The sequence below is a fragment of the Streptomyces sp. NPDC107581 genome (genome assembly GCF_055657175.1).
The window spans coordinates 80,790-95,467 of record NZ_JBVKBH010000024.1; the positions used below are offsets into that span (position 1 = coordinate 80,790).

10 protein-coding genes are annotated in these 14,678 nt (G+C 72.6%); 9 read left to right on the forward strand and 1 reads right to left on the reverse strand.

The annotated features are described in order from the left end of the window. Positions 1-15 precede the first annotated feature (15 nt). The 8 genes from ACZ7P3_RS39495 (at position 16) to ACZ7P3_RS39530 (ending at position 10,903) form a co-directional block, all read left to right on the forward strand. Positions 16-1,266 carry a sensor histidine kinase gene (locus tag ACZ7P3_RS39495; RefSeq protein ID WP_472089297.1) on the forward strand — a complete coding sequence of 417 codons (1,251 nt, stop codon included), beginning with the start codon at positions 16-18 and terminating at the stop codon, positions 1,264-1,266. Further along, complete coding sequence (locus tag ACZ7P3_RS39500) at positions 1,256-1,900, forward strand: response regulator (protein WP_472089298.1); 645 nt, start codon at positions 1,256-1,258, stop codon at positions 1,898-1,900. Before ACZ7P3_RS39495 ends, ACZ7P3_RS39500 begins: the two co-directional genes overlap by 11 nt. Positions 1,901-2,272: 372 nt before the next feature. Next, positions 2,273-4,096, forward strand: coding sequence for an ABC transporter transmembrane domain-containing protein (locus tag ACZ7P3_RS39505; protein ID WP_472089300.1), 1,824 nt, complete (start codon positions 2,273-2,275; stop codon positions 4,094-4,096). Beyond that, a complete protein-coding gene (locus ACZ7P3_RS39510) occupies positions 4,093-5,853 on the forward strand; it encodes an ABC transporter ATP-binding protein (protein WP_472089301.1) in 1,761 nt (586 codons plus the stop codon). Before ACZ7P3_RS39505 ends, ACZ7P3_RS39510 begins: the two co-directional genes overlap by 4 nt. A 361-nt stretch (positions 5,854-6,214) precedes the next feature. Next, a complete protein-coding gene (locus ACZ7P3_RS39515; protein WP_472089303.1) occupies positions 6,215-8,251 on the forward strand; it encodes a M4 family metallopeptidase in 2,037 nt (678 codons plus the stop codon). A 272-nt stretch (positions 8,252-8,523) separates the two neighbouring features. Further along, on the forward strand, positions 8,524-10,185 hold the full coding sequence (locus ACZ7P3_RS39520) for a M4 family metallopeptidase (protein ID WP_472089304.1): 1,662 nt from the start codon (positions 8,524-8,526) through the stop codon (positions 10,183-10,185). Between the two features lie 71 nt (positions 10,186-10,256). Next, positions 10,257-10,778, forward strand: a complete 522-nt coding sequence (locus tag ACZ7P3_RS39525) for a DUF1990 domain-containing protein (RefSeq protein ID WP_472089305.1) — start codon at positions 10,257-10,259, stop codon at positions 10,776-10,778. Continuing rightward, a complete protein-coding gene (locus ACZ7P3_RS39530; protein ID WP_472089306.1) occupies positions 10,775-10,903 on the forward strand; it encodes a hypothetical protein in 129 nt (42 codons plus the stop codon). Before ACZ7P3_RS39525 ends, ACZ7P3_RS39530 begins: the two co-directional genes overlap by 4 nt. 67 nt (positions 10,904-10,970) lie before the next feature. Here the strand turns inward: ACZ7P3_RS39530 and glgP are convergent, their stop codons facing one another. Continuing rightward, entirely contained in the window at positions 10,971-13,589 is a 2,619-nt protein-coding gene (glgP, locus tag ACZ7P3_RS39535; protein ID WP_472089307.1) for an alpha-glucan family phosphorylase, read from the reverse strand. A gap of 358 nt (positions 13,590-13,947) precedes the next feature. On the opposite strand from glgP, the gene ACZ7P3_RS39540 reads away from it, so the two are divergent. Then, positions 13,948-14,678, forward strand: a 731-nt coding sequence (locus ACZ7P3_RS39540; protein WP_472089309.1) for a maltotransferase domain-containing protein, incomplete at its 3' end; no start/stop codon positions are given.

Here is a 14,678-nt window from a genome sequence, read left to right on the forward strand (position 1 = left end):
CAGGAGACTGAGGGCATGACGAACGTCGTGGGACCGCAGCACAGGGTCTCCTTCGACTACTGGGGGCCCTACGCGCTGCTCGCCGTGGGCGTGGTGACGGCGGCCGGCTCGGCCCACGTGGTCGGCATGACGGCGGGCGAGATGTACGCCGCTGCGGCGCTGGTGGTGGTCGCCCTGGCGCTGCAGCTGGGCTGGGGGCGGGCGGTCCGGGACCTTCCGGCGCCGAACGGGACGAGTGTCACCCTGTACTTCGTGCGCTGGGCGATCGGGTTCGTGCTCGCCTGGCTGAACCCGTTCTTCGCCTTCTACGCCGTCACCGGCTACTACAGCGCCTCCCATCAGCTTCCCCGCCGCTTGATCCTGCCCGGTCTCTGCCTGACGGCCGTCACGATGGCCGGCGGCCAGATCGGCGGCATGCCGCCGCACGGCGCGGTCCTGTGGATGGGGTTCGTCTTCGTGTTCGGCGCCAACCTGGGCATGGTCACCCTCTTCACCCGGTTCGCCGAGCAGGAGCAGACGCGGGTCCGTACGCAGGCCGAGTCCATCGCCGAACTGGCCCGCACCAACACGGCGTTGCAGCAGGCCCTGGACGAGAACGCGGCCCTTCACGCCCAACTCCTCGTCCAGGCGCGGGAGGCGGGCGTCGCCGACGAGCGCCGCCGGCTCGCCGCGGAGATCCACGACACCATCGCCCAGGGACTGACCGGGATCATCGCCCAGCTCCAGGTGGTGGCGAACGCCCCCGACCTGGACACGGCCCGCACCCACCTGGAGCGCGCCTCCGCCCTCGCCCGGCACAGTCTCGGCGAAGCCCGCCGCTCCGTGCACAACCTCGCCCCGGTCGCCCTCGCCTCCGACGGCCTGCCGGAGGCGCTGAAGAAGACGGTCGCCGAATGGGGCGAACGCACCGCCGTGCGCGCCGGGTTCACGGTCACCGGTACCGCCGAGCACCTGCACGACGAGGTCTCGGCGACCCTGCTGCGCATCGCCCAGGAGGCCCTGTCCAACGCGGCCCGGCACGCCCGCGCGAGCCGCGTCGGCGTCACCCTGTCCTTCATGGGCGACGAGGTCACGCTGGACATCCGCGACGACGGCACCGGCTTCGACCCCGCCGCCGTACCGGAGCGCACCCGCAGCGGCGGCTTCGGCCTGGACGGCATGCGGGCCCGCGCCGAACGCATCGCGGGCTCCCTGACGGTCGAGTCGGAGCCGGGGCACGGCACGGCGGTCTCGGCTCGCGTACCGTTGGTGGGCGATGACCGCTGACACCACCATCTCCCTGCTGATCGTCGACGACCACCCGGTCGTCCGCGACGGCCTGCGCGGCATGTTCGAGTCCGCCCCCGGCTTCACCGTGCTCGGCGAGGCCGCGAACGGCGTGGAGGCGGTCGGCCGGGCCGCGGCCCTGGACCCGGACGTGATCCTCATGGACCTGCGGATGCCCGGCGGTTCCGGGGTGGACGCCATCCGAGAGCTGACCCGGCGCGGCGCCCGTGCCAAGGTTCTCGTGCTCACGACCTACGACACGGACTCCGACACCCTGCCCGCGATCGAGGCGGGCGCGACCGGTTACCTCCTCAAGGACGCCCCGCGCGACGAGCTGTTCACCGCCGTCCGGGCCGCCGCCGAGGGCCGTACGGTCCTCTCCCCGGCCGTCGCCTCCCGCCTGGTCCACGCGGTCCGCGCGCCGCGGCAGCCCGGTGCCGAGCCGCTGTCCGCGCGCGAGCGCGAGGTGCTGGTCCTGGTCGCCAGGGGCACCTCGAACCGTGAGATCGCCCGCGAGCTGTTCATCAGCGAGGCGACGGTGAAGACCCATCTCACCCACCTGTACGCCAAGCTCGGCGTCAAGGACCGGGCGGCGGCGGTGGCGGTGGCGTACGACCGGTCGATCCTGGGCTGAACGGGCCTGAACGGGCCTGAACGGGCCTGAACGGTCGTGTCGGGGCCCGATGTTCCGTCCGCCCTCCGTCCGGGGGTTCCCGGGCTGAACGGCCACTGCGGGGTGGGGTGCGTCGCCGTCGGTCCTGGCGATTCCGGCCTGAACGGCCGTGTCGGGGCACGATGTTCCGCCGTCCGTCCGTCCGGGGATTCCCAGGCTGAACGGCCACTTCGGGACACGGTGCTCCGCCGTCCGTCCGTCCGGGGATTCCCAGGCTGAACGGCCACTTCGGGACACGGTGCTCCGCCGTCCGTCCGTTTTTCGATGGAACCGGTGTCCCGGGCCCCGATAGGTTCGACGTTTCCCAGCGGGACCGAGCCGATCGGGGGCGGCATGATCGACGCTTACGAAGACCCGGGCACGCCCGACACCCGGGGCGGCTGGCACTACCTGTGGTGGCTGGTGCTGCGCCAGCCGGGCCGGTCGACCGCGGGTGCGCTGCTGGGCAGTGTGTGGATGGTGCTCCTGGCCGCCCAGCCGTACATGATGGCGCGGGCCGTGGACGACGGGCTGGTGCCGGGCCGCCTGGGCGTGCTGGCCTGGTGGACGGTCGCGATGTTCGGGCTCGGGGCGCTGAACTCCTGGCTGAGCATCATGCGCCACCGCACGATGACCCGGGTCCGGATGGACGCCAACTTCCGCACGGTCAAGCTGGTCGTCGGGCACGCGGCCCGGCTGGGCGCGGTGCTGCCGCGCCGGGCCGGGGCCGGTGAGGTCGTCACCATCGGGGTCGGCGATGTGAAGACCATCGCCCAGGCGCTGACCGCGGTCGGGCCGGGGGTGGGCTCGATCGTGGTGTACCTGGTGGTGGCCGGGCTGCTGCTGTCGATCTCGGCGCCGCTGGCCGCGGTGGTGCTGCTGGGGGCGCCGGTGATCGTCCTGCTCACCGGGCCGCTGACGCTGCGGCTGCAGGGCGCGGAGAGCGAGTACCGGGAGCGCCAGGGGGTGCTGACGGCGCGCATCGGGGACCTCGCGGGCGGGCTGCGCGTCCTCAACGGGCTGGGCGGCAAGGGGCTGTTCGCCGACGCCTTCCGGGCGGACTCGCAGCGGCTGCGCGCGCAGGGGTACCGGGTGGGCGCGGTGGCCAGCTGGGTGCAGGCGCTCGGAGTGGGCCTGCCCACGCTGTTCCTGGCCGTGGTGACCTGGCTGGCGGCCCGGCTGGTCGCCCAGGGGGCCATCAGCGTCGGCGAACTGGTGTCGGTGTACGGCTATGCGGCGGTGCTGATCGGGCCGGTGTCCTTCATCGTGGAGATGACCTACGAGCTGAACCGCGGCGTGGTGGCCGCCCGCCGGGTCGTGGGGCTGCTGCGGCTGGCGCCGGAGCCGGACGAGGGCAGGCTGCCCGCGCCGGACGGTCCGGCCGAGCTGCACGACCCGGCGTCCGGGGTACGGGCGGCGCCGGGCCGGCTGGTCGCGCTGGCCGCGGCCCGCCCCGCCGAGGCCGCCGCCGTCATCGACCGCCTCGGCCGCTACGGGCCCACCGACGCCACCTGGGGCGACGCACGGCTCGACGCGGTACCGCTGGCCGACGTACGGTCCCGGATCCTGGTCGCCGACAACGAGGCCGACCTCTTCGCCGGGCCGCTGCGGGAGGTCGTCGCCGCTGAGCACCCGGCCGGGGAGGCCGCGGTGCGGCGGGCGGTGCACGCGGCCGCCGCCGAGGATGTCGTACGCGGGCTGCCGGAGGGTCTCGACTCGGCGGTCGCGGGGCAGGGCCGCAGCCTCTCGGGCGGGCAGCGGCAGCGGATCCGGCTGGTGCGGGCGCTGCTGGCCGACCCCGAGGTGCTGCTCGCCGTGGAGCCGACGTCGGCACTGGACGCGCACACCGAGGCCACGGTCGCCGAACGGCTGCGCGAGGCGCGGGCGGGCCGTACGACGGTGGTGACGAGCACCTCGCCGCTGGTGCTGGACCGCGCGGACACGGTGCTGTTCCTGGTCGACGGCAAGGTCGCGGCGAGCGGGCCGCACCGGCGGCTGCTGGACCGGGAGCCCGGCTACCGGGGGCTGGTGGCCCGGGACGCCGACGACACCGGGGACACACGGAACGCCGAGAACACCGAGAACGCCGACGGCACCGGGGGCACCCGGAACACCGGGAACGCCCGGAGCGCCGACGACGCCGGGGACGCCGCGAGCGCGGAGGAGGTCGTACGGTGACCGCGGAAAGGGAGCTGCTGCCGGTGGCGGACCGGGCCGGTGTGCGACGGGCGGCCGGGCGGCTGGTGCGGGCCGACGGGCGGGCCTTCGCCGCCGCGCTGGTGCTCAACGCACTGGCGGCCGGGGCCGGTCTGGCCGGGCCGTGGCTGGTCGGGCGGATCGTGGACGAGGTGCGGGCGGGGCACGGGGTCGCGGCGGTGGACCGGCTGGCGCTCTGGATCCTGCTCTGCGCGCTGGCCCAGCTGCTGCTGGCGCGCTGGGCACGGTACGTGGGGTACCGGTTCGGGGAACGGACGCTGGCCCGGGTGCGGGAGGAGTACGTCGACCGGGTGCTGGCGCTGCCCGCGTCGACGGTGGAGCGGGCCGGCACCGGCGACCTGACCGCGCGGGGCACGGCCGATGTGGAGACCGTCGGCACGACGCTGCGGGACGTGGGCCCGGAGTTGCTGGTGAACGGCGCGCAGGCGCTGTTCGTGCTCGGCGCGGTGTTCGCGCTGGACCCGCGGCTGGGCCTGTTCGGCGTACTGGGTCTCACTCCGATCCAGCTGGCGCTGCGCTGGTATCTGCGGCGGGCCCGGGACGGCTACCTGGCCGAGGGCGCCGCCACCTCCGAGGTCGCCGAGATCGTGGCTGCGACGGCGGGCGGAGCGAGGACGGTCGAGGCCTTCCGGCTCCGGCGGAGGCGGATCGCGGCGAGCCGGGACGCGCTGGAGGCGGCCCGCCGGACCCGCTTGTACACGCTCCGCCTGCGGAGCGTGTTCTTCCCGGCGGTCGAGGTGACGTACACCGTCCCCGTGGTGGGTGTGCTGCTGCTCGGCGGCTGGCTGCACGAGCGCGGTGCGGTGGGCGTGGGTGCGGTGGTGGCCGCGGCGCTGTATCTGCGCCAGTTCACGGAACCGCTGGACCAGATCCTGATGCGGGTGGAGCAACTGCAGAGCAGCGGCGCCTCGTTCGCCCGGGTGGAGGGGCTCGCGCGCACGCCCCGGGCGGCGGACGGCGACTGCCCGGAACCGGCGGACGACCGGATCGACGTGCGCGGGGTGCGGTACGCCTACGAGCGCGGCGGCGAGGTGCTGCGCGGGGTGGACCTGACGGTGCGGCCCGGGGAACGGCTGGCGGTGGTGGGCCCGTCCGGTGCGGGCAAGACGACGCTGAGCAGGCTCCTCGCGGGCATCGACACCCCCGGGGCGGGCACGGTGACGGTGGGCGGGGTCCCGGTCTCCGCGCTGGAGCCGGAACGGCTGCGCCGCCAGGTCGTCCTGGTCACCCAGGAGCACCACGTCTTCCTCGGCACGGTCCGCGACAACCTCCTCGTCGCCGAACCGGCCGCCGGGGACGCCGACTTGTGGGCGGCCCTGACGGCGGTGGGAGCGGACGACTGGGTGCGCGGCCTCCCGGGCACCCTGGACGCCCCCCTCGGGCCGCACGGCCACCCCACCGACGGAGCCCGAGCCCAGCAGCTGGCCCTGGCCCGGGTCGTGCTGGCGGACCCGCACACCCTGATCCTCGACGAGGCCACGGCCCTTCTCGACCCCACCACCGCCCGGCACACCGAGCGTGCGCTGGCGGCGGTCCTGGAGTCCCGCACGGTCATCGCCATCGCGCACCGCCTCCACACGGCGCACGACGCGGACCGGGTGGCGGTCATGCAGGACGGCCGCCTGACCGAACTGGGCACCCACGAGGACCTGGTGGCAGCGGACGGGGCTTATGCGGCGCTGTGGCGGACGTGGCACGGGGACGGCACCGGATCCTGAACGGGGCGCCGCACACGGCACGGGAGCGAGGTGCCGGCAAGCACCCGTTCCCGGCCGCTGTGGCCGGTCCGCACTCCCCGAGGGTCCGATCCGCCCCAACAGTTCGCATACCGAACATGAACATCCGGTCAACGAACGATTTCCAGCCAACTTCCTGACGCGGTCCTGACAGACGTGGTGATCCCCTGCCACTCTTCCCACGGCCGACTCACAGCAACCCCACAGTTCGCGCACGCTCTGCGTGAGGCCGGCTCTGCACCTGCACGTGGTTCCGCGTAACGCCCTGTTCTGCCCGGACGTCCCAACCCACCGTCCGGTCTCCCCTGGCCGCGCGACCCGCGGTCACGCAGAAGGAGTCAGTGTGAGTAGCACCTCTCGCAGACGCACCTCCCACCTCACGCACCGCCGCACCGCCACCGTCGCCCTCGCCGGCGTGGCCGCGCTGATCGCCGCGGCCGTCCAGTCCGGTGCCGCCTCCGCCACACCGGCGAAGCCGCAGCCCGGCAAGGTCAACCCGGCCCATGTGGCCCTCAGGCTCACGGCCTCGCAGCGCGCCGAGCTGATACGCCACGCCGACGCCGAGAAGGCGGCCACGGCCAAGGCGATCGGCCTCGGCAGCCAGGAGAAGCTGGTCGTCCACGACATCGTCAAGGACGCCGACGGCACGGTGCACACCCGCTACGAGCGGACCTACGCGGGCCTGCCGGTACTCGGCGGCGACCTGATCGTCGACACCGCCAAGTCGGGCGCGACCAAGAGCGTCGTCAAGGCCAGCAGCGCCACCCTGAAGGTCGCCGGCCTCACCCCCACCGTGGCGAAGGCGGCCGTCGAGAAGCAGGCCGTGCAGCGCGCCAAGGCCCTCGGCAGCACCAAGTCGGCCGCGGACAGCGTGCGCAAGGTGATCTGGGCCGGCTCCGGCAAGCCCGTCCTCGCCTACGAGACGGTCGTCGGCGGCCTGCAGGACGACGGCACCCCGAACCAGCTGCACGTCATCACCGACGCCGCCACGGGCAAGAAGCTCTTCGAGTACCAGGGCATCAGGACGGGCATCGGCAACACCCAGTACAGCGGCCAGGTGAACCTGACCACGACCCAGTCGGGCTCGAACTACACGCTGACCGACGGGGCGCGCGGCGGCCACAAGACGTACAACCTCAACCACGGCAGCTCGGGCACCGGCACGCTGTTCTCCCAGACCAACGACACCTGGGGCAACAGCACCACGTCCAACGCGGCCACCGCGGGCGCGGACGCCCACTACGGCGCCGCGGAGACCTGGGACTTCTACAAGAACACCTTCGGGCGCAGCGGCATCAAGAACAACGGCGTCGGCGCCTACTCCCGCGTCCACTACGGCAACTCGTACGTGAACGCCTTCTGGGACGACGGCTGCTTCTGCATGACCTACGGCGACGGCTCCGGGAACAACGACCCGCTGACCGCGCTGGACGTCGCGGGCCACGAGATGAGCCACGGCGTCACCTCCAACACCGCGGGCCTGGAGTACAGCGGTGAGTCCGGCGGCCTGAACGAGGCCACCAGCGACATCATGGGCACCGGCGTGGAGTTCTACGCCAACAACAGCACCGACGTCGGCGACTACCTCATCGGCGAGAAGATCAACATCAACGGCGACGGCACCCCGCTGCGCTACATGGACAAGCCCAGCAAGGACGGCGGCTCCGCCGACTCCTGGTACTCGGGCGTCGGCAACCTCGACGTGCACTACTCGTCGGGCGTGGCGAACCACTTCTTCTACCTGCTCAGCGAGGGCAGCGGCGCCAAGGTCATCAACGGCGTCAGCTACAACTCGCCGACCTCGGACGGCCTCCCGGTCACCGGCATCGGCCGCGACAAGGCGCTGCAGATCTGGTACCGGGCGCTGACCACCAAGTGGACGTCCACCACCAACTACGCGGCCGCCCGCACCGGCACCCTCGCGGCGGCCGGTGAGCTGTACGGCACCACCAGCACCGAGTACAAGGCGGTGCAGGACGCCTGGGCGGCCGTCAACGTCGGCTCCCGCTCCGGCGGCGGGGGCGGCGGCGGCACGTCGTACGAGAACACCACCCCGGTGTCGATCCCGGACAACGGGCCCGCGGTGACCTCGTCGATCACCGTCTCCGGCAGGAGCGGAAACGCGCCAAGCAACTTGCAGGTGAGCGTCGACATCACGCACACCTGGCGCGGTGACCTGGTGATCGACCTCGTCGGTCCGTCGGGCACCTCCTACCGCCTGAAGAACTTCTCCTCGTCCGACTCGGCGGACAACGTGCAGCAGACCTTCACGGTCAACGCCGCCTCCGAATCGGCCAACGGTACCTGGAAGTTGAAGGTCCAGGACCAGGCGGCGCAGGACGTCGGCAAGATCAACAGCTGGAAGGTGACGTTCCCGTAAACCGCTTGCCACCGGTTCGGGAACAGGGCGCCGCCGGGGGGTCCAAGACCCTCGGGCGGCGCCTGTTCACCCGCCTGAAACGTCCGTCCATATAGCTGAAATGTTCGCCGGACAGTTGGTTTTCAGCCAACATCACTTCAGGGTCCTGACATGTACGCGGCCTTGATGCCACAGTTCCCTCACCCGCCGCAGCAGCACAGCAGCTTCACAACGACATACTCACCGGCCAGTAACCCCACACTGCCCGGTCTCCCCCACGAGAAGGAGCTTTCGTGAGCCCCCTCTACGCGCGTCGCAAGCGCACGACTCTGGCCATCGCCACCGCTGTCGCGGCCGGAGCCCTCATCTCCACGGGTCTGGCCACCAGCGCCAACGCCCAGACCCCGGCCGGGTCCGCCGCCAAGACCCTCGCGGCCGCCCCGACCTCGCTGTCCGCCGCTGCCCGTACCACCCTGATACAGAAGGCCGAGGCCGGCGCCGCCGCGACGGCACAGCAGATAGGCCTGGGCGCCAAGGAGAAGCTCGTCGTCAAGGACGTCGTCAAGGACGCCGACGGCACCGTCCACACCCGCTACGAGCGCACCTACGCGGGCCTGCCCGTGCTCGGCGGCGACCTGGTCGTCCACACCGCCAAGTCCGGCAGAACCGAGGGTGTCACCAAGGCGACCAAGGCCGCCATCAAGGTCGCCTCGCTCAAGCCGCAGATCACTGCCGCCACGGCCGCGAAGCAGGCCGTGGGCGCCGCCAAGACGCTGGGGTCCGCCAAGACCTCCGCAGACGGCGCGCGCAAGGTGATCTGGGCCGGCTCCGGCAAGCCCGTCCTCGCCTACGAGACGGTCGTCGGCGGCCTCCAGGACGACGGCACCCCGAACCGGCTGCACGTCATCAGCGACGCCGCCACCGGCAAGAAGCTCTTCGAGTACCAGGGCGTCGAGAACGCGACCGGCACCGGCAAGACGCTGTACTCCGGCACCGTCAGCCTCAACACCAACCTGTCGGGCTCGACGTACCAGCTGTACGACACCACGCGCGGCGGCCACAAGACGTACAACCTCAAGCACGGCACCAGCTCCGGCACCGGCACCCTGTTCACCGACACGGACAACGTCTGGGGCACCGGCAAGGCCTCCAGCTCCAGCACCGACCAGACCGCGGCCGCCGACGCGGCCTACGGCGCGCAGGAGACCTGGGACTTCTACAAGAACACCTTCGGCCGCAGCGGCATCAAGAACAACGGCGTCGGCGCCTACTCCCGCGTCCACTACGGCAGCTCGTACGTGAACGCCTTCTGGGACGACGACTGCTTCTGCATGACCTACGGCGACGGTGAGAGCAACACGCACCCGCTGACCTCGCTGGACGTGGCCGGTCACGAGATGAGCCACGGCGTCACCGCCAACACCGCCGGCCTGGAGTACAGCGGCGAGTCCGGCGGCCTGAACGAGGCCACCTCCGACATCTTCGGCACCGGCGTGGAGTTCTACGCGAACAACGCCTCGGACCCCGGTGACTACCTCATCGGCGAGAAGATCGACATCAACGGCGACGGCAGCCCGCTGCGCTACATGGACAAGCCCAGCAAGGACGGCGGCTCGGCGGACTCCTGGTCCTCCTCGGTCGGCAACAAGGACGTGCACTACTCGTCCGGCGTCGCCAACCACTTCTTCTACCTGCTCTCCGAGGGCAGCGGCGCGAAGACGATCAACGGGGTGTCCTACAACTCCCCGACGTCCAACGGCTCCACGGTCACCGGCATCGGCCGCGCCAAGGCGCTGCAGATCTGGTACAAGGCGCTGACGACGTACTTCACGTCGACGACCAACTACAAGTCGGCCCGCGCCGGCACCCTGTCGGCGGCGGCCGCCCTGTACGGCTCCACCAGCACGGAGTACAAGACGGTGGCGGCGGCCTGGTCCGCGGTCAACGTCAGCTAGCGGGGCTCCGAGCGACGACGGGCGGTACCCCGGCTGAAGGCAGCCGGGGTACCGCCCTACGCTTGTGACCCATGTCCTCGGCGCTCTTCACATACGAGCCGGTCGGCGCGACCCGCGACGACCTGACCTTCTGCCCGCCCGGCTTCCGCCCCATGCTCGTGCGCACGCGCCTCGGCGAGGGCCACCGGGTCTTCGACCGGGCGGCCGAGGCGGTCCTCACCTGGGAGATGCACCGCGCCCTGGGCGTGGGCATCGACGCGACCGCCGACCGCGCGGCCCCGGACGTCGACGTCACCGTCACCCTGGCCGGGCTCATAAAGGCCCCCTGCCGCATCATCTGGACGCAGACCGAACCCCGCCGGGCCGGCTGGGCCTACGGCACTCTCGAAGGCCACCCCGAGTGCGGCGAGGAGGCCTTCGTGGTCGACCGCACCGGTGACGGCACCGTCTGGCTGACCGTGGCCGCCTTCAGCCGCGCCCAGAAGTGGTACGCCCGCGCGGGCGGAGCGGCGACACGGGGCCTGCAGCACGCGTACGCCCGACGGTGCGGGGCGGTGCTGAAGCGACTGTGCGCGGGGCTGACGGAGGAGTGAGCGAACCCGCCCCCGCCCGGCACCGACGCGCACTGCTCGCCCCCCTCCTGGCGGCCGTCCCGGCCGGCCGGCTGGACCGGCCCGGCGGGGACGACCGCTACGGCATGCACCCGCCCATGCCGTAGCGCACAGCAGCCACCTCCGCGCAGGGGCCCCACCGGACCGCACAGCAGCCGTCCCCGCGCAGGGTCCCTACCTGAGCAGCACCCCCGCGCCCTCCGCGGTCTCCTCCGACGGCACCGCCACCAGCCCCAGTTCCGCGCTGGACGCGAGGAGACGGTGGGCCGGGAGGATGCGGACCGTGTAGCCGTAGGGGCCCGTGCGGTCCAGCGAGAGGGGGCCCTCGTAGAGACGGCGGCCCTCCAGGTCGGGGGCGCCGGTCGGCTTCAGCGGGACCGTCGTGGCGTCGGTGATCCGGTCCGCCGCGTCGACCCGGCCCGAGACCGCCTGCACCTCGACGTCGTCCGGGGTCAGCTCGCCCAGCCCCACCCGCACCCGGAGGCCCACGGTCGTGCCCAGTTCCGCGGTGGCCGTGGCGGCCGTCGTCTCGACGTGGTCGACGCTCACCCCGGACCAGGCGGCGCGCACCCTGGCCTTCCAGGCGGCCAGTTCACCGGCCGACTCCGGGATCAGCGCGCGGTGGGAGAGGGCGGCGGGCGCATACAGCCGCTCCACGTACTCGCGGACCATGCGGCCCGCCAGCACCTTCGGACCGAGCAGGGTGAGCGTCCGGCGCACCATCTCGATCCAGCGGTCGGGCAGTCCGCCCCGGCCCCGCTCGTAGAAGCGCGGGGTCACCCGCTGTTCGAGAAGGTCGTAGAGGGCGGCCGCCTCGATGTCGTCACGGCGGTCCGGGTCGGTGCCCGCGCCGTCCGCCGTGGGGACGGCCCAGCCGAAGTCCGGCTTGAACCATTCGTCCCACCAGCCGTCCAGCACCGAGAGATTGAGGCAGCCGTTGAGCGCGGCCTTCATCCCGGAGGTGCCGCAGGCCTCCAGCGGGCGCAGCGGGTTGTTCAGCCAGATGTCGCAGCCCGGGTAGAGCTTCTGCGCCATCGCCATGCCGTAGTCGGGCAGGAAGACGATGCGGTGGCGCACGCGCGGGTCGTCGGCGAACCGCACCAGCTCCTGCACCAGCCGCTTCCCGCCGTCGTCCGCCGGATGCGCCTTGCCCGCGACGACGATCTGGACGGGCCGCTCCGGGTGCAGCAGCAGCTCCATCAGCCGGTCGCGGTCCCGCAGCATCAGCGTGAGCCGCTTGTACGAGGGGACACGGCGGGCGAACCCGATGGTCAGAACGTCGGGATCGAGCACGCCGTCGATCCAGCCCAGCTCCGCGTCGGCGGCGCCACGCTGCCGCCAGGAGGCGCGCAGCCGGTCCCGCACCTCGAACACCAGCTGTTCGCGCAGGATGCGGCGCAGCTCCCAGATCTCCTGGTCCGGGATGTCCCCGAACGAGTCCCAGCGCTCGGAGCCGCCGACGCTCAGCGCGTCCTCGGCCCGCTGGGCGCCGACCTCCCGGGCGCCCAGCCGGAGCACCTCGGGGGCGACCCAGGTCGGGGCGTGCACCCCGTTGGTGACCGAGGTGATCGGTACCTCCTCGGCGTCGAATCCCGGCCAGAGACCTGCGAACATCTCCCGGCTCACCTGCCCGTGCAGCAGCGAGACCCCGTTCGCCCGCTGGGCCAGCCTGAGTCCCATCACGGCCATGTTGAACAGGTTCGGCTCGCCGCCCGGGTAGGTCTCCATGCCCAGCGCCAGGATCCGCTGCACGTCGATGCGCGGCAGTTCGGCGTCCGCCCCGAAGTGGCGGGCGACCAGCTCCCGGTCGAACCGGTCGATGCCGGCCGGGACGGGGGTGTGCGTGGTGAACACGGTCCCCGCCCGTACGGCCTCCAGCGCAGGCTCGAAGTCCATCCCCGCAGCGCACAGTTCGGCGATCCGCTCCAGGCCGAGGAAGCCGGCGTGTCCCTCGTTGGTGTGGAACACCTCGGGCTCCGGGTGCCCGGTGAGCCTGCAGTACGTCCGCACGGCCCGCACGCCCCCTATCCCGAGCAGCATCTCCTGGAGCAGCCGGTGCTCGCTGCCGCCGCCGTAGAGCCGGTCGGTCACCCCGCGTTCGCCGAGGTCGTTCTCCTCCACGTCCGAGTCGAGCATCAGCAGCGGCACCCGGCCGACCTGGGCCAGCCAGATCCGGGCGTGCAGCGCCCGGCCGCCGGGCAGGGCGAGGGAGAGCCCGGCCGCGGTGCCGTCGGCCTCCTTCAGCGGGCTGAGGGGCAGTTCGTAGGGGTCGAGCACCGGATAGTGCTCCTGCTGCCAGCCGTCCCGGGACAGGGTCTGGCGGAAGTAGCCGTGCCGGTAGAGCAGGCCGACACCGATCAGCGGGACCCCGAGGTCGCTGGCCGCCTTCAGATGGTCCCCGGCCAGGATGCCGAGGCCGCCGGAGTACTGGGGCAGGGCGGCCGTGATGCCGAACTCCGGGGAGAAGTAGGCGACGGCGGCCGGCAGACCGTCGTCCTGGTGCTGGTACCAGCGGTCGCCGGTCACATAATCGTCGAGATCGTCGGCGGCCGCGGTCAGCCGGCGCAGGAACCGCCGGTCCCCGGCCAGCTCGGCGAGCCGGGCCGGGCGTACCCCGCCGAGCAGCCGCACCGGGTCGCCCTCGGCGGCCGCCCAGCGTTCGGGGTCGACGGACTGGAACAGGTCGCGCGTTTCCGCATGCCAGGACCAGCGCAGATTGCGCGCCAGGTCGCTCAGCGGCCGGAGGGGTTCCGGGAGAACGGGACGGACGGTGAACCGACGGATCGCCTTCACATTCCACCTCGGACGCGTTGCGGGGTGAGACGCACGGCGTCGTACGTCTCGTCGTCACTGTCGACGGTAGTGGTTACCGAGGGGTCGGTGGGGACGTACCGGGGCGGGTGTCGGGGCGCGGGGGAGCACGGCGTGCGCGGCGGCGAGGCGTGGGGACGGACCGGGCGGGAACCTGGAGAAGTGGGCCGGTCTTGTGCGTAGACATACGCGTGAGTAGTTAACAAAGTGCCGGATTGCCCACCCGAATAGGGTGGGAAGGCTCCTCCGGTACGCCCACTGCAGCACCACAGCTCATCCGCAGGACCCACCTCCCCATATCCCTCCGCCCACACCCACGTTGAAGCGGACAGGAGCGGTCATGCCCGCCACTCAGCACCACTCGTCAGGTCCTCCGACCCCCAGCAGGCGGGCCGGAAGGCAAACTTCGGGCAATAAACCGGGAGCGCCGGCGGAGAACCTCCGCGATCCGGCCACGCCCGGGCAGCGCCCCGCCCCGGCCGGATCCGGCAGCGCCGTCGGCCGCATCCCCGTCCTCGACGTGCGCCCCGTGGTCCAGCACGGGCGCAGGCCCGCCAAAGCGGTGGCGGGCGAGTCGTTCGAGGTGTCGGCCACCGTCTTCCGGGAGGGGCACGACGCCGTCGCCGCGAACGTCGTGCTGCGGGATCCGCAGGGGCGCCCGGGCCCCTGGACACCGATGCGCGAACTCGCCCCGGGCACCGACCGCTGGGGCGCCACCGTCACCGCGGGCGAGCCCGGACGCTGGACCTACACGGTGGAGGCCTGGTCGGATCCGGTCGCCACCTGGCGGCACCACGCGCAGATCAAGGTCCCGGCGGGCATCGACACCGCTCTGGTCCTGGAGGAGGGCGCGCGGCTGTACGAGCGGGCGGCGGCCGGGGTCCCCGAGGAGCGGCGGGACACGGTGCTGGAGGCCGCCGCCGCCCTGCGGGACGAGGGCCGCCCGGCCGCCTGGCGGCTCGCGGCGGCCCGGGCGCCCGAGGTGGACGCGGTGCTGTCCCGGTACCCGCTGCGGGAGTTGGTCACGGCCGGCGATCCGATGCCGCTGCTGGTGGAGCGGGCCAGGGCCCT

Coding starts and splice junctions, on each gene's coding strand:
- ACZ7P3_RS39495 (WP_472089297.1), top strand. CDS start 16: ATGACGAACGTCGTGGGACCGCAGCACAGGGTCTCCTTCGACTACTGG.
- ACZ7P3_RS39500 (WP_472089298.1), top strand. CDS start 1,256: ATGACCGCTGACACCACCATCTCCCTGCTGATCGTCGACGACCACCCG.
- ACZ7P3_RS39505 (WP_472089300.1), top strand. CDS start 2,273: ATGATCGACGCTTACGAAGACCCGGGCACGCCCGACACCCGGGGCGGC.
- ACZ7P3_RS39525 (WP_472089305.1), top strand. CDS start 10,257: ATGTCCTCGGCGCTCTTCACATACGAGCCGGTCGGCGCGACCCGCGAC.